Annotated in this window: 24 protein-coding genes and 3 tRNA genes; 8 read left to right on the top strand and 19 right to left on the bottom strand. The window is 60.4% G+C overall.

The genetic code is table 11. The features are described from left to right. The first annotated feature begins 75 nt into the window (after positions 1-75). The gene (locus tag AC1RZR_RS21800; RefSeq protein WP_164548697.1) at positions 76-213 is read left to right on the top strand and encodes a hypothetical protein; all 138 of its coding nucleotides are present in this window, start codon (positions 76-78) and stop codon (positions 211-213) included. A gap of 75 nt (positions 214-288) precedes the next feature. Here the strand turns inward: AC1RZR_RS21800 and AC1RZR_RS21795 are convergent, their stop codons facing one another. Continuing rightward, entirely contained in the window at positions 289-546 is a 258-nt protein-coding gene (locus AC1RZR_RS21795) for a GlsB/YeaQ/YmgE family stress response membrane protein (RefSeq protein ID WP_111548622.1), read from the bottom strand. Positions 547-675: 129 nt separating this feature from the next. Here AC1RZR_RS21795 and AC1RZR_RS21790 point away from each other — a divergent pair, with 129 nt between their 5' ends. Next, positions 676-1,140 (top strand): YidB family protein, encoded by a 465-nt coding sequence (locus tag AC1RZR_RS21790; RefSeq protein WP_477275050.1) that lies wholly within the window; start codon positions 676-678, stop codon positions 1,138-1,140. Positions 1,141-1,353: 213 nt separating this feature from the next. On the opposite strand, the gene AC1RZR_RS21785 is transcribed toward AC1RZR_RS21790, so the two are convergent. The 9 genes from AC1RZR_RS21785 to AC1RZR_RS21745 all read right to left on the bottom strand — a co-directional run bounded on the left by AC1RZR_RS21785 (position 1,354) and on the right by AC1RZR_RS21745 (position 10,025). Then, positions 1,354-1,467: a hypothetical protein gene (locus AC1RZR_RS21785; protein WP_477275052.1), complete on the bottom strand. Its 114-nt coding sequence runs from the start codon at positions 1,465-1,467 to the stop codon at positions 1,354-1,356. A 115-nt stretch (positions 1,468-1,582) separates the two neighbouring features. Continuing rightward, positions 1,583-2,377, bottom strand: coding sequence for a response regulator transcription factor (locus AC1RZR_RS21780; RefSeq protein ID WP_477275054.1), 795 nt, complete (start codon positions 2,375-2,377; stop codon positions 1,583-1,585). A 372-nt stretch (positions 2,378-2,749) separates the two neighbouring features. Further along, positions 2,750-3,637 (bottom strand): hypothetical protein, encoded by an 888-nt coding sequence (locus AC1RZR_RS21775; protein WP_481825938.1) that lies wholly within the window; start codon positions 3,635-3,637, stop codon positions 2,750-2,752. A gap of 231 nt (positions 3,638-3,868) precedes the next feature. Beyond that, entirely contained in the window at positions 3,869-5,224 is a 1,356-nt protein-coding gene (locus AC1RZR_RS21770) for an HlyD family type I secretion periplasmic adaptor subunit (protein ID WP_477275058.1), read from the bottom strand. Continuing rightward, complete coding sequence (locus tag AC1RZR_RS21765) at positions 5,221-7,491, bottom strand: type I secretion system permease/ATPase (RefSeq protein ID WP_481825937.1); 2,271 nt, start codon at positions 7,489-7,491, stop codon at positions 5,221-5,223. Before AC1RZR_RS21765 ends, AC1RZR_RS21770 begins: the two co-directional genes overlap by 4 nt. A gap of 146 nt (positions 7,492-7,637) precedes the next feature. Next, the gene (locus AC1RZR_RS21760; protein WP_481825936.1) at positions 7,638-8,060 is read right to left on the bottom strand and encodes a hypothetical protein; all 423 of its coding nucleotides are present in this window, start codon (positions 8,058-8,060) and stop codon (positions 7,638-7,640) included. A gap of 353 nt (positions 8,061-8,413) precedes the next feature. After that, complete coding sequence (locus AC1RZR_RS21755) at positions 8,414-9,175, bottom strand: hypothetical protein (RefSeq protein ID WP_481825935.1); 762 nt, start codon at positions 9,173-9,175, stop codon at positions 8,414-8,416. Positions 9,176-9,778: 603 nt separating this feature from the next. Further along, positions 9,779-9,852: transfer RNA gene (locus AC1RZR_RS21750), tRNA-Gly, on the bottom strand. Positions 9,853-9,940: 88 nt separating this feature from the next. After that, positions 9,941-10,025, bottom strand: a tRNA-Tyr gene (locus AC1RZR_RS21745). A gap of 202 nt (positions 10,026-10,227) precedes the next feature. Between AC1RZR_RS21745 and AC1RZR_RS21740 the strand changes: the two genes are divergently transcribed. Beyond that, positions 10,228-11,082, top strand: a complete 855-nt coding sequence (locus AC1RZR_RS21740) for a TrmH family RNA methyltransferase (protein WP_481825934.1) — start codon at positions 10,228-10,230, stop codon at positions 11,080-11,082. 129 nt (positions 11,083-11,211) lie between these two features. Here AC1RZR_RS21740 and AC1RZR_RS21735 read toward each other — a convergent pair whose 3' ends face one another. The 3 genes from AC1RZR_RS21735 to gcl all read right to left on the bottom strand — a co-directional run bounded on the left by AC1RZR_RS21735 (position 11,212) and on the right by gcl (position 14,978). Then, on the bottom strand, positions 11,212-12,129 hold the full coding sequence (locus tag AC1RZR_RS21735) for a 2-hydroxy-3-oxopropionate reductase (RefSeq protein WP_481825933.1): 918 nt from the start codon (positions 12,127-12,129) through the stop codon (positions 11,212-11,214). A 107-nt stretch (positions 12,130-12,236) separates the two neighbouring features. Further along, entirely contained in the window at positions 12,237-13,034 is a 798-nt protein-coding gene (otnI, locus tag AC1RZR_RS21730) for a 2-oxo-tetronate isomerase (protein ID WP_481825932.1), read from the bottom strand. Positions 13,035-13,196: 162 nt separating this feature from the next. Next, the gene (gcl, locus tag AC1RZR_RS21725) at positions 13,197-14,978 is read right to left on the bottom strand and encodes a glyoxylate carboligase (protein ID WP_481825931.1); all 1,782 of its coding nucleotides are present in this window, start codon (positions 14,976-14,978) and stop codon (positions 13,197-13,199) included. A gap of 216 nt (positions 14,979-15,194) precedes the next feature. Between gcl and bhcR the strand changes: the two genes are divergently transcribed. After that, the gene (gene bhcR, locus AC1RZR_RS21720) at positions 15,195-16,016 is read left to right on the top strand and encodes an HTH-type transcriptional regulator BhcR (protein WP_481825930.1); all 822 of its coding nucleotides are present in this window, start codon (positions 15,195-15,197) and stop codon (positions 16,014-16,016) included. Here bhcR and AC1RZR_RS21715 read toward each other — a convergent pair whose 3' ends face one another. After that, entirely contained in the window at positions 16,017-16,376 is a 360-nt protein-coding gene (locus AC1RZR_RS21715) for a hypothetical protein (RefSeq protein ID WP_477275076.1), read from the bottom strand. It abuts the gene before it with no gap. A 203-nt stretch (positions 16,377-16,579) separates the two neighbouring features. Continuing rightward, on the bottom strand, positions 16,580-16,882 hold the full coding sequence (locus AC1RZR_RS21710) for a BA14K family protein (RefSeq protein WP_477275078.1): 303 nt from the start codon (positions 16,880-16,882) through the stop codon (positions 16,580-16,582). An 18-nt stretch (positions 16,883-16,900) separates the two neighbouring features. Here AC1RZR_RS21710 and AC1RZR_RS21705 point away from each other — a divergent pair, with 18 nt between their 5' ends. After that, positions 16,901-17,059, top strand: coding sequence for a hypothetical protein (locus tag AC1RZR_RS21705; RefSeq protein ID WP_481825929.1), 159 nt, complete (start codon positions 16,901-16,903; stop codon positions 17,057-17,059). A gap of 107 nt (positions 17,060-17,166) precedes the next feature. Here the strand turns inward: AC1RZR_RS21705 and AC1RZR_RS21700 are convergent, their stop codons facing one another. Both AC1RZR_RS21700 and AC1RZR_RS21695 read right to left on the bottom strand, forming a co-directional pair. Then, positions 17,167-17,361: a hypothetical protein gene (locus AC1RZR_RS21700; RefSeq protein WP_477275082.1), complete on the bottom strand. Its 195-nt coding sequence runs from the start codon at positions 17,359-17,361 to the stop codon at positions 17,167-17,169. A gap of 242 nt (positions 17,362-17,603) precedes the next feature. Further along, a complete protein-coding gene (locus AC1RZR_RS21695) occupies positions 17,604-17,771 on the bottom strand; it encodes a hypothetical protein (RefSeq protein WP_379097425.1) in 168 nt (55 codons plus the stop codon). A 281-nt stretch (positions 17,772-18,052) separates the two neighbouring features. Between AC1RZR_RS21695 and AC1RZR_RS21690 the strand changes: the two genes are divergently transcribed. Next, positions 18,053-18,128: transfer RNA gene (locus tag AC1RZR_RS21690), tRNA-Thr, on the top strand. 626 nt (positions 18,129-18,754) lie between these two features. Further along, the gene (locus AC1RZR_RS21685; protein ID WP_481825928.1) at positions 18,755-18,991 is read left to right on the top strand and encodes a hypothetical protein; all 237 of its coding nucleotides are present in this window, start codon (positions 18,755-18,757) and stop codon (positions 18,989-18,991) included. A gap of 215 nt (positions 18,992-19,206) precedes the next feature. Here AC1RZR_RS21685 and AC1RZR_RS21680 read toward each other — a convergent pair whose 3' ends face one another. Then, positions 19,207-19,476: a hypothetical protein gene (locus tag AC1RZR_RS21680; RefSeq protein ID WP_481825927.1), complete on the bottom strand. Its 270-nt coding sequence runs from the start codon at positions 19,474-19,476 to the stop codon at positions 19,207-19,209. On the opposite strand from AC1RZR_RS21680, the gene AC1RZR_RS21675 reads away from it, so the two are divergent. After that, on the top strand, positions 19,463-19,687 hold the full coding sequence (locus AC1RZR_RS21675; RefSeq protein ID WP_481825926.1) for a hypothetical protein: 225 nt from the start codon (positions 19,463-19,465) through the stop codon (positions 19,685-19,687). The genes AC1RZR_RS21680 and AC1RZR_RS21675 overlap by 14 nt on opposite strands. Before the next feature lie 19 nt (positions 19,688-19,706). Here the strand turns inward: AC1RZR_RS21675 and AC1RZR_RS21670 are convergent, their stop codons facing one another. Beyond that, positions 19,707-20,648, bottom strand: coding sequence for a tyrosine-type recombinase/integrase (locus tag AC1RZR_RS21670; RefSeq protein WP_481825925.1), 942 nt, complete (start codon positions 20,646-20,648; stop codon positions 19,707-19,709). Positions 20,649-20,680 lie beyond the last annotated feature (32 nt).

Here is a 20,680-nt window from a genome sequence, read left to right as displayed (position 1 = left end):
CCGAAAAAGATCGTCTAATCGGCGAAGGACCGTTCAGTAGACGACGGCATGATCGATCAGCCAAGGGCGTTTCCCATGACGGATTTTGACCAGAACAAGAACTCCGACGCCGAGCACAAGGCCGCCATCCGCAAATCGCTTGTCGGCTGGGCGGTGTTCATCGCGGGAACGCTGATCTTCTTCGCCGCGGCCGACGCAGTGTTGATGCCATAGGCAAGCTGCCGGGTCCCGGCGCGAAGCTGGTCTTGCCTGGACAGAAACTCGAAGCTTCAGAAGATCCAGCCGCGCTTAGAGCGCCCGGCGGCCGCTGAACTGGTGGTAGGCCCACAGGACGACCACCGCGCCAATCACGGCAACGATCAGGCTGTAGATGTTGAGGCCGGTGACACCCGATGCGCCAAAGGCGCTGAAGATCAGGCCTCCAACAATGGCGCCGACGATGCCAAGAACGATATCGAGCAGAATGCCCTGGCCGCTCTTGTTGACGATCTTGCTGCCCAGGAAGCCGGCGATGACGCCGAGTATGATCCAGCTGATGATTGACATTTTTTCCTCTCCATCCCCCGCCAGCCGGACATTTTCACAGGACTGTCAAAACCTCAAGCCAACTTGAAATCCCGCTCGGATGCCCCATTGTTGAAATGGGCTGGGCTTGGTTGAGATGGAGGATCCACTATGGGACTTTTTGACAACGCCGTTCCCGGCGGCAACATCACCAAACCGCTGATGATCGCGCTCGGCGCGTTGCTGGTCGGAAAAATGCTGAGCGGCAGAAGCGCCGAACAGCCGGACCAGACCGAGACCCCGGCCCCGACCGGCCCTGCTTCCACCGGAACGACCTCCGCCGACGGCGGCCTGCTCGGCGGACTGGGCGGCCTGCTCGACAAGCTCAGGGATGCCGGCCACGGCAACGCCGCCGATTCCTGGGTCGGCACCGGGCAGAACCAGTCGATCAATGCCAATGATCTCGGCGCCGCACTCGGGCCGCAGGTCATCCGCGAGATCGCGCAACGGACGGGGATGGATGAGCAGGAACTGCTCAAGCAGTTGTCTACGGCCTTGCCCGGCGTCGTCGACAAGCTGACGCCAAATGGCCAGGTACCGCAGCAGCACCAGGTCGCATCGGCGTTCAACAGCTAGCGCGGCTCAGACATCCGCACCGTTGGAGCACCTGTGCTGCTTGTCGCGCGGTGTTTCGGCCTGCAGATCGCAGGGATGAGAGTCTGGAGCGGGTAGCGGGAATCCGTGCATGGGGATCGCGTTCGTTTTCATCGGCATAACTCTGATTTCGGTTACCAGAAACGCTCCCCGCCTAGCTCACCATCTCGATCGCAGGAGGGCATGCACCACTCGTCACATGGGTGCGGCACCGATTTGTTGCAGAAGCCCCAACCCACGTTCACCTACGATCTGTCCATTGGACCATTGATAAAAATTCATCGCCTGGACGGCGATTTTCTTTCCCATGGGTGGGACGCCGAAGAAGCTCCCTTTGATGTGCCTCTCATGGTGAAGCGCGGCAGCGTTGCCCCCTCGGTGATCGTCTCCTCAAGAGTCCACTGGATGTCAGGTGGTGCAGGTTCTATGCGTCGGAAATGTCGCTCTGCGCGCCTCCATTGGCGACATGCGCAGAGTGCTGGGACAGAACAACCGCCTCAGTCCTGTTCTTCGCATGCAGCTTGTGCATGATACGCGAGATATGCGACTTGACCGTATTCTGCGACAAGTTCAGTTCATTGGCGATGACCTTGTTGGACAGGCCGCGCAACAAGGTTGCCAGCACCTGTCGCTCGCGTCCCGTGAATACGATGTTGGCTGGGCTCGCAATCACGGGCAGCGCGGTCGCCATGCCGTTCAGGGCAATAGGCGTTTGCAAGGCGGCGATATTCTCCGGCGAGACGGAAACCCAGCTCGCGCAGTCCATGTCCAGCGATCGCGGAAAGTAAACGCCACCGGCGATTACCAATCGAAGCGCAGCCAAGGCAATCTCGACAGAAACGGAGTGTGCAACGTAGCCTCTCACGCCAAAGCGGGTCACTTCGGAAATCATTGCATCTGAAATAGTTGATGCTTCGAGCCGCGTGAGGAGCATGAGAGGGGCGTCGGGCAGCAATCGGTGAAGCAAAGAAAGGCTCTTCAGTACGCGCTCGTCCGTTATGGCAGCGCCTCCGATGTTGAGCGTAGCAAGACTGATAGCTTTCCCGACCACGGAGCCCAATTGATGCGGGGTCTCGATCTCCAGGATAGCGAAATCCTGGAACTCATCACGAAGAATCCGCGCGAGACAACTTCGCCATAGCGGATGGTGGTCGACTATAACGATGGAAGGACGCTCGCAAGGCGAGCCGTTCTGTTCGACCGAAAGCGAGAGAGTCAATACACCCTCCTTATTGGCTCCCCAAAATAATATAAGCGAGTTAGCTGCTGCTAATCTACCTCTAGTTGTCCGTATGGTTAAGATCGGTCGCATTTGACACAAATTTGCGGCAATTCTGTCTGACGGACTTCCACCGCGATCCTGCAGGCCGTGGCGCCGAGCAGATGATCCGAATTCCGCGTCGAACCGTAAATTCCAGCGGCCGATCGACAGGCAAACCTACGCGATGCACAACTGCATCGGGCGCCCTCTCCGACAGGATCAAGCACTCACGCCCCATTTGTGGCGCGCTGAGACGAACTCGTGCCCGGTTTGCCGGCTGCGTGTAGATCGCAACTGTCACACGATATGGATCAGGTTTGCCCAGATGATCTAGACCAGCGCAAAATCGACTTGCACGACGGTTTGCTGTTCGATGATCGCGGTCTGTGTTGCGTCCACATCCACGTCGATCTTGCTATTCAAGTCCTCGATGTCCACGACGGCGTACTGATCGGCGTCGGCCTGCTGGAGCACGTCAACATATGCTTTGACGGCGTAAAGTTCTTCCAGCTCGCTGTCGATGTCGATGTCGATGTCGATGTCCTGATCGAGCTCGATATCCTGGTTCACGTCGACCGTGCCACCAGGTGGTCCGTCGCTGATCCGCAGATCGATCGTCGTATCCTGTTCGACCTCGACGGAGTCCCACAGGAAAACATCCAGATGGAGCACACCGTCGGCTTCGAAGATTTCGAGATCGAGATCGATCTCCTGATCGATGCGCATTTCCTGATCGAGCAGAACCGCGAAATTTCCGTCGCCGTCGACGATGACGGAAATGTCTTCGTCCTGGTCCATCACAAGATCCTGAAATATGTGCAGCCGCGCCGCCACCTCGCCCACGTAGCCGCTGACCGCGAAGCTCGCATCCTGGTCGACCAACACGGATTGCATCACATTGATGCTATGTACGTCGTCGGTCCCGGTCGGCCCGCCATCGTTCGAACCGGCGCCGACACCAGTGGGCGTGTCGTCGATTTCGTCCAACTCGCTATCGCTCGGACCGAGGCTGACACCACCGCCGGCGTCGTCGCCGCTTGGCTCATCTTGGTGATCGTGCCCGCTGCCGGCGCCTTCTCGGTGGGTGATCGCGGGAGATCTCGGCCCAGAGGAATTCTGAGCCACGGAGATGGAAATGACGTTTGGTCCGTCCGTCGCTCCAAGGGCGCCCGAGAGGTCGTGCGCGTCGCTGGACGGAGCCGGGTTCTTGATCGGCATTGTCGCGGGATTCCCATCGAAGCCGTGCGCCGTCGGCCCGCCTTCCTGCTCGCCCGGCGCCAGATCGGCAACCGAATGCATGGCCGGCGGAGCGGCAGGGAACGGGATCTCGCTCGGCACGGCCAAGCTGCCAACGACGGTCAATTCCGGCCCGGCGATTTCCTGCGGATCGGCTCCGATGGGTGGCAGGGCGCCGCGGGTTCTCCTATCGGTGGGAAGCATCCCAGCCTCTCAATCTTCTCGGAAGGCCCGGTTGAAGCTCTCGAGGAGGGGACGCAGCATATAGTGGGCGACAGTGAACTGTCCGGTCCTAATCAGTACTTCGGCCGGCATTCCGGGCATGATCTCCACCTCCGGCAATTCACGCAAGGACGTCTCGCTGATCCGGACGCGGGCGATGTAATAGGCCCGCGCCGTTTCCTTGTCGATTTGGCGGTCGGCGGAGACATAAGTAAGGACGCCATCGACGGGAGGCACCCGTCGGTGCTTGTATGCCAGGAGGCGGACCCGCGCTGGGAGACCGGCACGGACCAGGTCGATGTCCTCCGGTTTGACCTGAGCCAGCACTATCAGGCGGTCCCGACGCGGGACAAGATCCATGAGCGGCTCGCCGGCGACCACGACCCCTCCGAGAGTGTGGATACGCAGATCCGTGATCGTGCCGGCTTCGGGCGCGCGAACGATTGTTCGGCCCAGCACTTCCCTTGCGGACTGAATACGCTCGATAAGCTGGTAAATCTGCGCTTGAACGTCGCGCAGCATCTCGGCGCTCTTGTTGTCTTGGTCGCTCCTCATCTGGAGGATCATCGCATCCGATTCTCCTATGGCTTGCCTGGCCCGCGAAACCTGCGCCAGTGTATCGCCGGACCGTCCGTCAATCTCGGCCTGTTCGCGCTCGAGCTGTAAGAGACGTCCGCGCGTCTGCAGTCCTTTGGCGACCATGCTGGCAACAATCGCCATCTCCTTCTTGATGATTGCCGCGCGCTTCGCGGCCGCTTGCGCCTGAAAGCGCAGCGCAGCGATTTCCTCCTTCGTCTGAGCCTTGCGCTGCTGAATGACCCCGATCCGCGATGACTGGAGCTTGTGGTGCGTATCGAAGATCCTGATTTGCCCGGCCATCACCTCCCCCAGCGCGGGGTTGCGCTGAGCTGCCGAGATAAGGCCAAGCGGGAACTGAATGGCGTCGCGGCCATCGCGCTCCGCCACCAGGCGCGCCTCCAGGGCCCGTGCTTCCCAGAGCTGCGCCTGGAGCACGTGAGCGGTGGCGCGAGCCCTTGTATTGTCCAGCCCGATGAGCGGCTGCCCAGCGGTCACCTCGTCGCCGTCCTTCACCAGGATCCGGCCGATTATTCCACCCTCCAGATGCTGAATGGTTTTGCGGCTGGACTCTGCCTCGATCGTCCCTCCAGCGATGGCAGCGCTTTCGAGCGGTGCATAGGTTGCCCAGAAGCCGAAGCCGATGACGAACACGCCGACCACCGCAAACGCGCTCGCAGCGAGGAACCGCAAGCGCCGGAACGGCGTCCCCGGCGGTGGCGGTAGGACGTCTGCGAGATCGTGCGCCACAGTGTGGTTCGAGCTTCTCATGACACGACCCCCTCGGCTTCCGCCCCGTTAGCGAGGCGTCTCGCCGCCGGCGGCGGCCCCGAGGAGTCAACCTGGCCAAGTTGCCCTGCGCGATTCAGGGCGTTTACGATCTGTGGGCGCCTGACCGCAATGCTGGTGCGCCCGCTCTTGATCTTCCTGGCGACGTCCCGACGGTTCCCGAAGGCATCCATTCTGCCGTTGTCAAGCACCAGAATCTTGTCAGACATGTTCAGGATGCCAAGGCGCTGGGCGATGACGATGATCGTCGATCCTCGCCCCCTCATCTCCTCAATAGCCCGCCGCAAGGCATCTTCGCCTTCGGCGTCAAGGCTGGCGTTCGGCTCATCCAGAACGATGAGACGCGGATGGCCGAAAAGGGCTCGTGCCAGGCCGAGCCGCTGCCGCTGCCCGCCGGACAGCCGCGTGCCACCTTCGCCGATATCAGTCTCGTAGCCCATAGGCAGCCGCATGATCGCTTCATGCAAGCCCACCATGGCAGCGGCAGCGATCACGTCATCCGCGTGGGCCTCCTGCATGCGGGCGATGTTCTGCCGAACCGTCCCGCCTAAGAGCTCGATGTCCTGGGGAAGATAGCCGAGATAGCGATGACCACCGGAGGCCAGCCAGAGCCCGATGTCGGCGCTATCGAGGCGCACATGCCCGACCGTGGGAGCGAGAGTGCCCGCAATGATTCGCCCAAGGGTCGACTTCCCGGCCCCTGAGGGACCGACTATTCCAAGGATTTGCCCGGGATTGACGACGAAGGTCAGCCGGCGCAGCGCCGGCGTGTCCGCGCCCGGCGGCATGAAGGTAACCTGCTCGACAGAGAGTTGTCCATTTGGGCGCGGCAGTTCCATTGCCCTTCGAGGCTGCGGCGCGGCCGCCATGATCTTGTGAAGGCGGCTGTAGCCCAGACGTACGCCGCTGACTGCCTTCCAGGTACCGATCGCGCCCTCGACTGGGCCGAGACACCGGCCCAGCAGGATAGACGTTGCGAAGATCACCGCTGGGCTAACATCGTGCAGGATCACCAGCCAGGCTGCGCATGCCATGACGACGACTTGAGCGAGAAGTCGGACGAAGCGTGCGAGAGCCTGGATTGCTGAGCCACGCATCGCGGCGGCGAGTTGAGCCTCCTTCGCGTCGGACTGGTCATCGTGTAGGAGGCGGGCCACCCCAGGCAGCATTCCCATGGCGCTGATTGCTTCAACATTGCGCAGCAGGGACTCGAACCGGTGTTGGCTCTCTGCCCAGACGGCGCTCGACCGGGCAAAGGGTTTGCGGGTCACCATTTCATTGAGCATCGCAAGCCCGAACAGGACAACCGCCGCCAAAAGGCCGATCGCGCCGAGAAGCGGATGCACCAGGATCATCGCGAGAATGAAGATCGGCGTCCACGGAAGATCGAACAAAGCGGTGCAGGCGGTGCCGCCGAAGAAGGAGCGGAGGCCGCCAATGTCCCGCCAGGCCTGCGCCGCCGCGGCCGGATCGCCGCGCATGGCCGACTGCACCGCTGCAATAAGAACAGGAGCTTGCAGGCGCTCATCGAGCCACACCCCAATGCGGATGAGCATCGCGCGGCGTAGGGTCTCCAGGATGGCATGCACGGCCAAAGCAACGATGACGATCAAGGTCAACATCACGAGCGTCTCGATACTGCGGCTCGCAAGGACGTGGTCATAGATATGCAGGAGGTAAAGGGGAACCGTCAGCGCCAACAGGTTCACGAAGAAGCTGAGTACCAGGATCATGAGCAGTGAAGCTTTGCAAAGATTGAAAGCACGCTCGACGTCGGTTCTTCCACGGCCCTTCAAGCGCGAGTGGGTCACGGGCGAGTCACGGAGGTTGCGCACGAGGACCGCATGCAGCCAGACCTTGGAAAGACGACATGCGCGCTCGATCTCGGCTTTGGCGCTTCCCTTCACCCACGCGAGGACCGTCAGCGATTTCTCTCTGAGGGGACCCAGCGCAAGAACCGCCGACAGCAGCGCCCTGGACGCGCGCTCGATCTCGTTTCTCGCGCTGGCCCTCATCCAGACGACGCCCACCAGCGATTTGTCTCTGAGGAAACCGAGCGTGAGAACCGCCAGCAGCACGGCCCTGGACGCGCGCTCGACCCCGTTTCTTGCGCTGGCCTTCATCCAGGCGAGCATCATGAGTGACTTGTCCCCGAGGAGGCCGGGCACCCAAAGCAGCCAAGCTTTGCAAGAAAGAAGTTTGCGCTCTATTTCGGCTTCCCCGCCGCCTTTCATCCAGGAGAGAGCCATTGTCGGTTTATCTCCACGAGGGTGTCTTGGCGGTGCATTGAAGTGCGTCGACGAGCGAAGCCCGGCCGTCGCAGCTTGCGCCTGCGACGGGTGGCATCGCTCGGCGCCCGGATGAGTCCCGGGCGCCTGGTTTTCAGCAAAGACGGTCAAGCGAAGTCGAAATCGAAGTCGATATCGATGTCCGCGTCTTGATTGGCGGATTGATCCTGATCGACATCTACGTTGACGTCCTGATCCTGATCGACATCTACGTCATTGTCGTTCGCTTGATCAGTGACGATTTCGGTGTCGTTGTCGTTGTCGGCATCGCCGTCCGCATCGGCATCGGCATCGGCATCAGCATCGCTGTCATCATCTGCGTCCGCATCTGCGTCCGCATCTGCATCGTTGTCGGTGTCCGCGTCCTGGTCGTTGTCGTTGTCGACGTCGGAATCGTTGTTGTTGTCTAGGTCTACGTCGGAGTCCTGGTCGGTATCGACGTCTACATCCTGATCCTGATCCTGATCGAGGTCCTGATCGATATCGGCATCAATGTCGAAATCGAAATCAATGTCTTCAATGTCCGGCATGGGACTAACCCTCCCTGTGATTGACGAACCGCTCTGGCGGGCATCCGCTCGCAGACCGGACCGACGGGCTATCCGGACGATCCCTGTGGATCCTTCGACAACGCGTCGATGGAGGAATCATCGCCGTTCTCAGCACGGGAAAATAGCTACCAATGAGCATGCGGCCCAAACGGGAAACTCTCATGCCAATTGGTTTATTCGCTTGGGTAAGAGTCAACCCGAACGGGCGAACCCGCCGGCTCATCGAAGGATGAAGCGTTTCTTTTGGGTGGGCACAGGACAGCAGTGCAACAGGCGCCGGAAGAAAGCCGGGGCAAAGCCCGGCTTGTCCCGCGTCGCGGCGGCGATGAAGCTCAGGCGTCGCTGAGGTCCACGATTATGTCGACGTCCCCGTCGGCGGCGGCTTCTTCGTCGAGATCGACATTGATCTCCGTCGCGTCGTCATCCTTTGCCGCATCGATGGCGGCACGTACTGCGGATTCGACGAGAGAGGCGATGTCTACGTCCACGTCAGCGTCGACGTCGTCGCGGATTTCCACATCAACGTCGGTGTTCTCATCATTTTCCGAATTCTGTTCGACATCGGCATCGAGACTGTTTTCATCATCATCGTCTACGTCGACACTCAGATCGCTCTCGATTTCGACATCGTCTTCAATCTCGGCGTCGACCTCGACGACGATGACCCCGTCATCTTCGCTGACCTCGACATCGACGTCGATCCGCTGATCGACCTCGGGCCGTTGGTCAGTCGCGATCTCGATGTTACGTCCGCCGGAATCGCCGACGTCGCTGTCGACATCCGCGTCCTGATCCATTTCGTCGTTCTGGTCGACTTCCGTGTCGAGCTCGACAATAGCCGGCCGCGAACCGATGACCGTCACCCCCAGATCGACATCGTCGCCAAGCTCGGAGTTTTGATCCAGATCGATGTCGAGATCGTCTGCATCCTCGGTGTTGCTTTTGGAGACGTCGTCTTCGTCTTCGTTGTCATCAATATCGACTTCTTCTTTTTCCATCGCGCGTCTCCGTGGTGCAGCCGCGCCCGGTCGGCGCCTGCCATCAGCATCCCACCTTTCGAAAAACGGGCATAGACGCCAAGTCGGGCGAAACACCACGGTGCTGCAGGGACAATCGCACTCCTTGGTGGTAGCCGAAACGGCCCCCTTGGACGGTGGTGTCACCTGATAGGGCCAATACCTATGGGTGCCTGGTTTCCACCGCTCATGCGTTACGACCCAGCTTGGAGTGGGTGGATGCGGCTTACCAACGGGGCACTTTTCCACAGGGGCCGAGACGAAGAGCCTTGGCCACGACGACAATCGAAGAGAGCGACATCGCGACCAAGCGGCGAAGGCTCCTGGGCGCCCGCCGAATGGGCCTGTGTTCAACGATATCGAGGCCGTGGCACTGGCTGCTATCGCCGGCCTCGGCCTTGCCCAATTGCCCCACTATCTGGCGGCGCGTGCCCGTCGCGGATGGACGTCTTCGTACCGTGCTCGCCGATCATTCGGTCAATCGGGGCGGCATTTTGCTCATACGACCTCCTGCGAGTTCAGAAAGTCCGCGTGTTCGCGACATTTTTGACCAAATTGATTGAATCGATCTGAAGCCGCTGGGCCGAGATAGCGGTTCGACGCATTCCATCCGCAAGATTCCGGCGAAACCTCGGCTGAAGGAATAAGTGGCTGTCCGGATTGCTAAAAAATTCCGAGGCTTGGAGCGGGTAGCGGGAATCGAACCCGCATATTCAGCTTGGAAGGCTGCTGCTCTACCACTGAGCTATACCCGCGCCTTTCAGTGAAGTATCGGATTCCCCCGAAAACCGCTACACACTTTTCGGTCCGATGCTTTGCGTTTCAGGGCTTCCGGGCCGGCAGTGGTGGAGAGGGTTGGATTTGAACCAACGTAGGCATAGCCAACGGATTTACAGTCCGTCCCCTTTAACCACTCGGGCACCTCTCCAGTCTGCCGCCGGAGCCATGCAACAAGGCATCGACGCGTCGCGACCGCCTCAGCAGCCTTCCGCGAAGCGCCTTATGGCGGCACCGCCCAAAACTGTCAACCGCAAGATCCCGGCAAAACGCGCTGAATTTCGTCTGCCATCCGGCAAGCCGTTCGAACCAGCGGTATCCATTGCCGCGCGACACGGTTATAGAAGCCGGCCATGAGCAACGACAACAATTCCAAGACGCCGAAAGACACCCATTACGCCAAGCTGCGCCGCGCCTATCGCGACGAGAAAAGCGGTGGCGCGCCGGCATTCCGGCCCCGGCAGCCGGTTCCACCGGGCGAAAACGCCGCCGATGGCCTGGTGCGGCTCTATGGCCTGCACACGGTACGGGCGGCACTCGACAATCCGCGCCGCAGGATCAGAAGGATGCTGGTGACGCGCAACGCGGCTGAGCGCCTGGAAATAGCCGACCTCGCCGCCCTGCGCTTCAAGGCGGAACTGGTCGAGCCCAGGGATATCGACGAGATCACCGGGTCGGACGCGGTGCATCAGGGCGTGCTGATCGAGGCCGAGCCGCTGAAGCCGAAGCGGCTCGATGCCCTTGGCGATGCAAGGCTGGTGCTGGTGCTCGACCAGGTCACCGATCCGCACAATGTCGGCGCCATCCTGCGCTCGGCGGTCGCCTTCGGCGCTGGGGCGCTGATCACCACGGCCCGCCACAGCCCGCAGGAATCCGGCGTGCTGGCGAAAGCTGCATCGGGAGCGCTGGAGCATATCGACCAGATCGAGGTGAAGAACCTTGCCGACGCGCTCGACCAATTGCACGTGGCCGGCTTCCAGACCATAGGCCTCGATTCGGACGGGCCGGCGGAACTCGAAACGAGTTTTTCAGGCGAAAAGATCGCGCTGATTCTCGGCGCCGAGGGCAAGGGCCTGCGCCAGAAGACCCGCGAGACCGTGACGACGCTGGCGCGGCTCGACATGCCCGGCGCCATCCGCTCTCTCAACGTATCGAACGCCGCAGCGATCAGCCTCTATGCAGCGCGGGCATTTTTGAAGCGCGGCTGAGCCTCTCGAAACAGTAGGCGTTCGGCGAAACATCTCGAAATGCGAAACGGGCTCCGGCGATAAACGCAGGAGCCCGCTCTTCGACAGGCAAGAGTTGGCGGCTTGGGAACGGTGCGCCGCCCTCTCCTGCTATGCTGCCTTGCCTTTGACGTCGGCTGCGTTGCCGCCGACCTCGAAATTGGCCATCCGCTCCAGCGCCCTGACCAGCGCCGAGTGATCTTCCTTCGCGCCGCCATTGGCCGCGCAGGAATTGAACAGTTGCTGCGTGGTCGAGGTGTTGGGAAGCGACACGCCGAGAGCCTTGGCGCCCTCCAGCGCGAGATTAAGATCCTTCTGGTGCAGTTCGATGCGGAAGCCCGGCGCGAAGGTGCGCTTGACCATGCGCTCGCCATGCACTTCGAGAATGCGCGAGGCCGCCAGCCCGCCCATCAGCGCCTGCCTGACCTTGGCCGGGTCGGCGCCGGCTTTTGAAGCAAAAATAAGCGCTTCGGCGACGGCTTCAATGGTCAGCGCGACGACGATCTGGTTGGCCACCTTGGTGGTCTGGCCAACGCCGTTCGGCCCGACGAGGGTGATGTTCTTGCCCATCTTCTCGAATACGGGCCTGGCGCGCTCGAACGCCTTGTCCTCGCCGCCGACCATGATGGTCAGCGATGCCGCCTTGGCGCCGACTTCGCCCCCCGAGACCGGCGCGTCGAGGTAATCGCAACCGAGATCGTTGATCTTTTTGGCAAACACCCTGGTCTCGATCGGCGAGATGGAGCTCATGTCGATCACCAGCTTGCCCTTGCTCAGACCGGACGCGACGCCGTTCTCGCCGAACAGCACATCGGCCACTTGCGGCGTATCGGGCACCATGGTGATGATGATCTCCGCCGCCTCGGCCACGGCGGCATGGCCAGAGACTGACTTCAGACCCTTGGCGATGAGGTCAGCCTGTGGCTTCGAGCGATGGTCGCTGGCGATGACCTTATGACCCGCATCCAGCAGATGCCCCGCCATCGGCGCGCCCATGATGCCGAGGCCGATGAAGCCGATGGTTTCCATTGTTTTTCTCCGTCCTATGTCTTTGTCGAGGCTGCGTTCCTCGCGCCCCCTCTGGCCTGACGGCCATCTCCCCACGAGGGGAGATCGGTAGCTTCGGCTCCCCGCAGCTAAGCCGCCGCACTTCCCTGCCCGACCAATTCCCTGAACCAGCCCAGCCCGGCCTCCGTCCCGGCTTTCGGCTTGTATTCCGCGCCGACCCAGCCGGAATAGCCGATGCGGTCGATGTGTTCGTAGAGGAAGGGATAGTTGATCTCGCCCGTCCCCGGCTCGTGACGGCCGGGATTGTCCGCAAGCTGGATATGCGCGATGCGGCCGAGGTTTGCCTCGATGGTACGGGCGAGATCCCCCTCCATGATCTGCATGTGATAGATATCGTATTGCAGGAACAGGTTCTTCGAACCGATACGGTCGATCAGCGCCAGCGCCTGGTCGGAATAGTTGAGGAAAAAGCCCGGAATATCTCGCGTGTTGATCGGCTCGATCAAGAGCCGGATCCCGGCCTGCTCCAGCTTCTCCGCCGCGAAGGCGAGATTTTCGGCAAAGACATCCTCCAGTACCTTGTGGTCGGCGCCGGCCGGCGCGATACCGGCCAGGCAATTGACCTGCTGGCAGCCGAGCGCCTGCGCATAGGTGATCGCCTTGGCGATGCCCTGGCGAAATTCCGGCACGCGATCCGGCAGCACCGCAATGCCGCGCTCGCCCTTGCCCCAGTCGCCTACCGGCAGATTGAACAACACCTGGGTCAGACCGTTTTTCTTCAGCCGCGCGGCGACCACCTCGGGCGCGTGATCATAGGGGCCGATATATTCGACGCCCTTGAAGCCCGCGCGGGCAGCTGCATCAAAACGGTCAAGGAAATCGTGCTCGCCAAAAAGCATGGAAAGATTGGCTGAAAAACGCGGCATTCTTTTTCTCCTTCTTCCTGCGGTGCGTTGAGATTCAGGTCAGGCCGTGTCGAAAACGGTGGGTTCCTAGAACCGGAGCGGAGCGTACTTTTGGGTACGTGAGCACCGGAAGCGCAGGAAGCTGCCATTTGCAGGCCGGCATCAGCTGAATATCAACGCAGCTTAGTCCAACATCACGATCGCCGTTGGCGCATCTTCATGGCTTTCGGCAAGGTCCTCGAATTCGGTGATCTTGTCGATCTCGGTGCCCATCGAGATGTTGGTGACACGCTCGAGGATGAATTCGAGCACGACCGGAACCTGATGCTCCTTCATCAGCCGCTGTGCCTCCTTGAAGGCGGCAGCGAATTCCTCCGGCTTGCGCACCCTGACCGCCTTGCAGCCCATCGCCTCGGCCACTGCGACGTGGTCGACGCCATAGCCGGCCTCGGGGTCGCCTGAGCGGTTGATGTTCTCGAAGGCGAGATTGACCTCGAAATCCATCGAGAAGCCGCGCTGCGCCTGGCGGATCAACCCGAGATAGGCGTTGTTCACGACGACATGGAGGTAGGGCAGCTTGTGCTGTGCGCCAACCGCCAGTTCCTCGATCATGAACTGGAAATCATAGTCGCCCGACAGCGCCACGATGGTGCGGTCTGGATCGGCGGCGCGAACGCCAAGGGCAGCCGGCAAAGTCCAGCCGAGCGGGCCGGCCTGACCGCAATTGATCCAGTTGCGCGGCTTGTAGACATGCAGGAACTGCGCGCCCGCGATCTGCGACAGACCAATCGTGGTGACATAGGTGACATCGCGGCCGAACGCCTTGTTCATCTCCTCGTAGACACGTTGCGGCTTCAGCGGCACGTGGTCGAAATGCGTCTTGCGCTTCATGGTCTTCTTGCGGCCCTGGCATTCCTTTGCCCAGCCGGACCAGTCGCGCAGCTTGCCGGCCGTCTTCCACTCGGTGGCGACGTCGAGCAGCATCTTCAGCGCCGCGCCCGCATCCGAAACAACGCCAAGGTCCGGCGCGAAGACACGGCCGATCTGCGTCGGCTCGATATCGACATGAACGAATTTTTTCCCCTTGGTGTAGACGTCGACCGAACCGGTGTGGCGGTTGGCCCAGCGGTTGCCGATGCCGAAGACGAAATCGGCCTCGAGCATCGTGGCATTGCCGTAGCGGTGCGAGGTCTGCAGCCCGCACATGCCGGCCATCAGCCGGTGGTCGTCGGGAATGGCGCCCCAGCCCATCAGTGTCGGGATGACCGGAACGCCCGAAATTTCGGCGAATTCGATGAGTAGATCCGACGCGTCGGCGTTGATGATGCCGCCGCCGGCGACGATCAGCGGCTTTTCGGCCGCGTTGAGCATCGCCAGCGCCTTCTCGGCCTGGGTGCGCGTCATCGCCGGCTTGAACGGCGTCAACGGCTCATAGGCATCGATGTCGAACTCGATCTCGGCCAGTTGGACGTCGACCGGCAGATCGACCAGCACCGGCCCCGGCCGCGACGAGCGCATCAGGTGGAAGGCCTTCTGCAGCGCCATCGGCACCAGATAAGGCTCCATGACGGTGACCGCCCATTTGGCGACCGGAGCGGCGATGGCGGCGATGTCGACGGCCTGGAAATCCTCCTTGTTCAGCCGGGCACGCGGCGCCTGGCCAGTAATGCACAGGATCGGGATGGAATCCGCGGCGGCCGAATAAAGCCCGGTGATCATGTCGGTGCCGGCCGGACCCGAGGTGCCGATGCACAGGCCGATATTGCCTGCCTTGGCGCGGGTAAAGCCTTCCGCCATGTGCGAGGCTCCCTCGACGTGGCGGGCAAGGACATGGCGGATGGTGCCCCTCGCCTTAAGGGCCGAATAGAGCGGGTTGATCGCCGCGCCTGGCACGCCGAAAGCGCAGGAAATACCTTCCTTTTCGAGAACGAGAACCGCGGCATCGACAGCGCGCATCCTGGCCATTTTCCGGCCCTCCTCAGGGGTTTGTCATTGTTGGATGAGCTGAGAATGTCACCAAGCCGGCTATTTTTCAATTTTTTCAGAATATTTTTTCATTTATAAGAAACGACGATTAGCCAATGAATTTGCATGGCTTTTCGTTTTCCACCGATTGCATGACCTTACACAATGAAAAACTTTTTCATTGCCTATTGCAGCTGAATTGCCGACAATGCGGCCATGGAAACCACCGAGAAACGCCAGCGTGGTCGGCCGCGCGCCTTCAACGGCCCATCCGAGGCCAGTTCGGTGCAGTCGCTCGACCGGGCATTGCGCATCCTGGCCATTGTCGCGGAAGGCAGCGGCCTGTCGCTGAGCGAGATATCATCGCAAAGCGGCCTTGCGGCCTCCACCGCCTACCGCATGCTGACGACGCTCGAAAACCACGGCATGGTCGAATTCGACACCGGCGACCAGCTGTGGTCGATCGGCGTCGAGACCTACCGCATGGGCGCGGCGTTCCTGCGCCGCCGCAAGCTGGTCGACCGCGCCCGCATCGTCATGCAGGAGCTGATGGAAAGCACCGGCGAGACCGCCAATCTGGGCGTCGCCGAGGATGATTGCGTGGTCTTCGTCAGCCAGGTCGAGACGCACCAGGCGATCCGCGCCTTCTTCCGGCCGGGCACCCGCAGCCCGTTCCATGCATCCGGCATCGGCAAGGCGGTGCTGGCGCATCTGGAACCGGAGCGCGTCGGCACCATCCTGCGCAAGGCAGGCCTGCAGCGCTTCACCGACAAGACGCTTTCCGACATTTCCGCCCTTGCCCATGACCTGGCCACGACAAAGCGGCGCGGCTGGTCGGTCGACGACGAAGAGCGGCACCCCGGCATGCGCTGCGTGGCCGCCGCCATCTTCAACGAATTCGGCGAGCCGATCGGCGGTGTCTCGGTGTCGGGGCCGACCGTTCGGGTGACGCCGGAGCGGCTGGCTGAGATCGGCCCGCTGGTGCGCGATGCAGCAGCCGAGGTGACCAGGATGATCGGCGGCGTGCAAGCTGGCTGATCAGCCTGCCCCGGGCAGCGCGCTCTTGGTCGCAATATCGAAGAAATCGAGCAGAATCGCCATGCCGACACCGCAGGCGGTGAAGATGAGGCCGGCGATGAAGACGCGATTGGCGTGTTCATAGATGCGCCGCTGCAGGGACTTTGTGTCGAGCAGCAGCGACAGCGCCCGCATCTGCAAGGCGATGCCGAGCAGGATCGGCAGGACGGCGACAAGATGGTAGGTCTGCCACGGGATCGGGTTGGCGGCCCAATGGGTGATGAAGCCCAACGAAAAAGCCAGCAGGATGCCGACGGCGGTGACGGTGCCGTTGCGGAAAACCGTTTCGACCAGGTCTTCCTTCGGGTCCTGCTCGTCCAAGGGTCTCTCCCCCACGTTTCGCGGTCAGAATAGACGCTCGGAAAATCGCTGTACACCACCCAGATCGGCCGCCGAAGGCAAGCGCTTCAGTCTGTGCTTGCCGACGTTGAAAGTCGACCGCGGAGCAAGCATAGCTGCCATCGAAACACAGAAAAGGGGCTCGCGTGAGCCCCTGTTCTGTTGCTGAAACGGTCCACCTCCTCTCAGAGCCGGCAGTAGTGGCGATAGCCGTCGTAGCCGACATAGGTGTCGGAGTCCGGATCGTAGCTCGCGTAGCGATCGAAGCAGCGGCGGACGTGCCAGGAACCGCCGTCTTCGTCGACATAGACAGTACGGGGCTGCTGGGCGAGCAGGCTGCCCAGGACGAAACCGCCAACGCCGGCGGCGATGCCGATGCCGAGGTCATGGTGATGCGAATGCGCAGCCGAAGGCTGGACGGTTCCGACCAGCGCGGTGGCGGCGACGGCGGTGGCGATGACGCCGGAAACGAGTGTGCGCGTGAACATGATGATCTCCTTGCTTCGTTGACCGAGGCGATCCATCCGCCTCTTGATCATCTGTCGCGGTGGCAAGGAAAAAGGTTCGAAACATTTTTCCTGGAATGGCCAAATCGCATGGATCGAGGTCGTGCCGACGGCGAGTTCGACGTGCAAGAGCTTGGCGAAGAACTTGATAACGGCTGATCTCCCCGCAAGGGGAGATCGGCAGCTTTGCCGGGCTGCTTCGCAAGATGGTCGCATAACGCAAAAAGGGCGGCCGAAGCCGCCCTTTGGGGAATTGGGTCCCTCCATCAAAGGAAAATGATCACCCTGCCATGATTGTGGTGATGATGGTTGTGGTGCCACCACCAATGCTTCTTGAAGTGCTTGTGATGATGATGATGGTGATGCATGCCGTGGGCCGACGACGTGCCGACGGTGCCGGCGAGCGCGCCGGTGGCGACGAAAATGGCAACGAGGCCTGAGGTCAGAGTGCGCTTGAACATGATGATCTCCTGGATCCTTGATCGAGGCGACCCTTCGCCTCTGACCATCAGTCGGCCAGGCGCCGGAAAAGGTTCGATGATCGAGGAGATTTTTTGTGGAGGCGGCGCTCAAAGCGAGTAGCGAGTAGCGAGTAGCGAGTAGCGAGTAGCGAGTAGCGAGTAGCGAAGGCAGGCACACCAAGGTGCCACGCGCTACAATACTATTCCCTATTCCCTATTCCCTATTCCCTATTCGCTACCCTTCAGCCCATGCCCGTCACATGGCGAAGCCAGAAGGCGAGCGCGATGAAGCCGATGATGGTGGTGACGCCGGTCCAGTCGACATTGGCCTTCTTCACATCGCTGATGATCTTCACCAGCAGCATCCAGGCTATGAAGACGATAGGGAGAATGATGACAAATCTAATCATGCGACACCCCTGCGCGAAGCGATTGCACCGTTTCATATGTAGGAAGCGATTTGGCGGTTTTCAGGATGCCCCTCCCCCACAGCCCATATGAGACACCGGGTAACCGAAAAAGGAGTTTTGTCTTTACTGGCGCAACAAATATGCTAACCGGAGCGCCGTGCCCTTGTAGCTCAGCTGGTAGAGCAGCGGTTTTGTAATTCGCTGGATCAATCGGCTAAAGCGTTGAAAATCCGCAATGTTTTTCAACGCAACGTTTCAGGGGTATACGCACGGGTAAATGTGCCGCCTTAGCTCAGATGGTAGAGCAGTAGTTTTGTAAACTATTGGTCGGGGGTTCGAGTCCCTCAGGCGGCACCATCCCCGGTCGGCTCTCGCCTAACTACTGTCGCTCTCTGATCCATTTGGCGTGAAGTCCTGACCGGCTGCGAAGCCTCCCTCCCAACAGCCGTCGAATAGGTCGATGAGGATGGCCCGAAGGACCTCTGCGGGGCTGTCACAGCGTCCGTTGGGCTGCCTTCCGATACGCCACTGCGCAATCTGATCAACGGACGCCTCAACCGCCGCCATGGCGGCAGTAGCTCGAAGCGAAACCTGCTTCTCCCGTTCCATTCGATAAACTTGGTCCTCTCCCATGATCTCCCTTCACCCTCTCAATTTTTTCTGGCCAAACTTGCGGTTTTCGCGACTCAAAAGTACAGCGCGCGCGCCCTTGCGAATGCAGTTCCAATCGTGACAAGTTGCCTTTCGGGGAAATCGGCGGGAGGCGACGGGTGCGAACCATACTATTAGCGATAGCAGTGACGATAGCTACATCAGCCGTAGCGGGACAGGCAGACCCTCGCGCCCTAGAAGCGTGTCAGAAAACGTCTAAGGTATTCACCAAGATCGCCCAATGTCTTCCCGATGCAGATGTAGCCATCAAGACACTGGATGCATTTTCAGCCATCTACCCAGTCGAAGCGTCTCCTCTCAAGGATAAATGCTTGGAACTGAACGGCGACAACCTTGCCGGCGCAGGAGCATGTGTGACCACCGCAATCAAAGATGGTCTTAGCCTACGAAAGTCACTGCCTGCCGGAAGTGAGTTGGGCGATCCGATTTTCGCCGCCGTGGCTGACGATAGCCGTTGGTCAAAGCTTGAATCTGCAATCAAAAGTGCGCAAGCGGCCTACCCGGATCAGATGATTTGGGGAGGCACGATGTACCAACCTTATCGCTGACGTTGCAAAATGCGGTCATTTGCTGATCGCGATAGCCGGGCCGGATTCGACAACAGAATTCAAATGGTGCATGGTTTGAATTGGTGTCGGGGGATACTTTCATGCACTGGCGTTTGTTGTCGACCGCTACAATTGTGGTGCTAATTTCGGGCTGCGCTGCCGACTATTTGAATAATTATGACACGGTGACGCTCGCTGCCGGCGATTCCAACCGATCAAATATGCTTTTGCAGACTGTCGATCCGTTCAATCCGAACAGCCAGAACACGCACATTGAAAGCGACGGCGCGCGGGTTGTAGCTGTCGTCAATAGGTACCGAGGTACGGCCCAAAGCGGTGGTGGTGACTTGGACTGCGCAGGCGGCAAAGGGAACAGGCCGGTCGTAGCTGGCCCGGTTACGATCAACGGCGCTGATCCCAATAAGTTGGACGGTGATCACGACGGCGTTGGGTGCGAGTGAGGCGGAAAGCATGGGCGCCAACATGCGAATTTCGGACGGTGACTATTACACCTTGGACCATTTTATCTCCGCAGTCCTAACAAGGGTGCGAGACGGCCACTGTTCTGCCGGCGAAGGTCGCTCTGCAATTATGCACACGTTGACGGCGTGGGATCGCGAGAACTGGCAAGAATTCGGGCCGTGGATGACGATGATGATGGAACAATGGAAATCCGAGGATGCCAACCGGGCCTAAAAGGTCAGAGGCCGCGTTGTCATTGCAAAATGCGGTCATTTGCGATGCGTTCGCTTGCTGCTTTCGATAGTTTGCGGCGGTCGGCTTCCTTGGTGTAAATCTCGGCGGTCGCAAGTTTGGTCCAACCATACATTGCACAAAGTTCATGCGCGCTCGCGCCATTGTTTGCTGCGATGGTTGCGCCGGCTTTCCTCAATCCATGCGCTCGGCAAACCTTTGGTAAATCCGCGTCATCACATTGCTTCGCGAACCATGTGCCGAATGTTTCGGGTGTACTAAACGGCTTGCCGTATGACGTGACCATGAACGCAAGATCGCCCGTCTTGGTGGCGTCGATGGATCGCTGCAATTCCGGCCATATGGTCAGATAGACGGTCGTATTCGTTTTGCTGGTGCGGAGCGTGATTAGATCGTCGCGGACGTGCTGCGGCCCTACGCGTACAAGGTCGCCACGCCGCAGCCCGCAGAACAGCATGATATCGAGCGCGAGCCGGGCGCGGGTTCCTACCGGGTGTTTCAGCCGGAATTGCTCAACCTCATCAACCGTCCAGCTATGGAAACCGTCTGTCTTGGCGCGGATCGGCTTCACGCCGTCGCAAGGGTTGATTTGGATATGATCGACGGAAACCGCCCATTCGAACATTTTGCGCAATGCCTTCAACGCATTGTTGGCGGCGAAAGGTGTATCGGCCTTTGCGTCCATTGCGGATTGAAGGTGATGGCGCTTGATGGCCCTGAACGGTTGCGTTCCCGACTTCTCCACCAATCGCGCAAAGATGCTTTCGCGAACGCGCCGGGTTGATGGTCGCAGTCCCTTGTAATGCGCGCTCTGCCGGTACTGATCGACAAGCCAAGCAAGTGTGTGCGCAGCAGGACGGCCAACGGCTTGCACAACCATCTTGCCGGCGAATGCGGCGTTGTATGCCGATATATATTCGCGCGAGTTGTGATCGTTGGGCAATCGGACGCGGGTCTGCCCCGGTCGTCGGAAAT

The sequence above is a fragment of the Mesorhizobium bavaricum genome (assembly GCF_056781655.1).
Note: the sequence above shows the minus strand (reverse complement) of the source record. Positions and strands in the feature narration are given on the sequence as shown.

Coding starts and splice junctions, on each gene's coding strand:
- AC1RZR_RS21800 (WP_164548697.1), top strand. CDS start 76: ATGACGGATTTTGACCAGAACAAGAACTCCGACGCCGAGCACAAGGCC.
- otnI (WP_481825932.1), bottom strand. CDS start 13,034: ATGCCGCGTTTTTCAGCCAATCTTTCCATGCTTTTTGGCGAGCACGAT.
- AC1RZR_RS21700 (WP_477275082.1), bottom strand. CDS start 17,361: ATGTTCAAGCGCACTCTGACCTCAGGCCTCGTTGCCATTTTCGTCGCC.
- AC1RZR_RS21740 (WP_481825934.1), top strand. CDS start 10,228: ATGAGCAACGACAACAATTCCAAGACGCCGAAAGACACCCATTACGCC.
- AC1RZR_RS21775 (WP_481825938.1), bottom strand. CDS start 3,637: ATGCCGATCAAGAACCCGGCTCCGTCCAGCGACGCGCACGACCTCTCG.
- bhcR (WP_481825930.1), top strand. CDS start 15,195: ATGGAAACCACCGAGAAACGCCAGCGTGGTCGGCCGCGCGCCTTCAAC.
- AC1RZR_RS21770 (WP_477275058.1), bottom strand. CDS start 5,224: ATGAGAAGCTCGAACCACACTGTGGCGCACGATCTCGCAGACGTCCTA.
- AC1RZR_RS21675 (WP_481825926.1), top strand. CDS start 19,463: ATGGGCGCCAACATGCGAATTTCGGACGGTGACTATTACACCTTGGAC.
- gcl (WP_481825931.1), bottom strand. CDS start 14,978: ATGGCCAGGATGCGCGCTGTCGATGCCGCGGTTCTCGTTCTCGAAAAG.
- AC1RZR_RS21695 (WP_379097425.1), bottom strand. CDS start 17,771: ATGATTAGATTTGTCATCATTCTCCCTATCGTCTTCATAGCCTGGATG.
- AC1RZR_RS21710 (WP_477275078.1), bottom strand. CDS start 16,882: ATGTTCACGCGCACACTCGTTTCCGGCGTCATCGCCACCGCCGTCGCC.
- AC1RZR_RS21760 (WP_481825936.1), bottom strand. CDS start 8,060: ATGCCGGACATTGAAGACATTGATTTCGATTTCGACATTGATGCCGAT.
- AC1RZR_RS21735 (WP_481825933.1), bottom strand. CDS start 12,129: ATGGAAACCATCGGCTTCATCGGCCTCGGCATCATGGGCGCGCCGATG.
- AC1RZR_RS21765 (WP_481825937.1), bottom strand. CDS start 7,491: ATGGCTCTCTCCTGGATGAAAGGCGGCGGGGAAGCCGAAATAGAGCGC.
- AC1RZR_RS21790 (WP_477275050.1), top strand. CDS start 676: ATGGGACTTTTTGACAACGCCGTTCCCGGCGGCAACATCACCAAACCG.
- AC1RZR_RS21785 (WP_477275052.1), bottom strand. CDS start 1,467: ATGGGAAAGAAAATCGCCGTCCAGGCGATGAATTTTTATCAATGGTCC.
- AC1RZR_RS21680 (WP_481825927.1), bottom strand. CDS start 19,476: ATGTTGGCGCCCATGCTTTCCGCCTCACTCGCACCCAACGCCGTCGTG.
- AC1RZR_RS21795 (WP_111548622.1), bottom strand. CDS start 546: ATGTCAATCATCAGCTGGATCATACTCGGCGTCATCGCCGGCTTCCTG.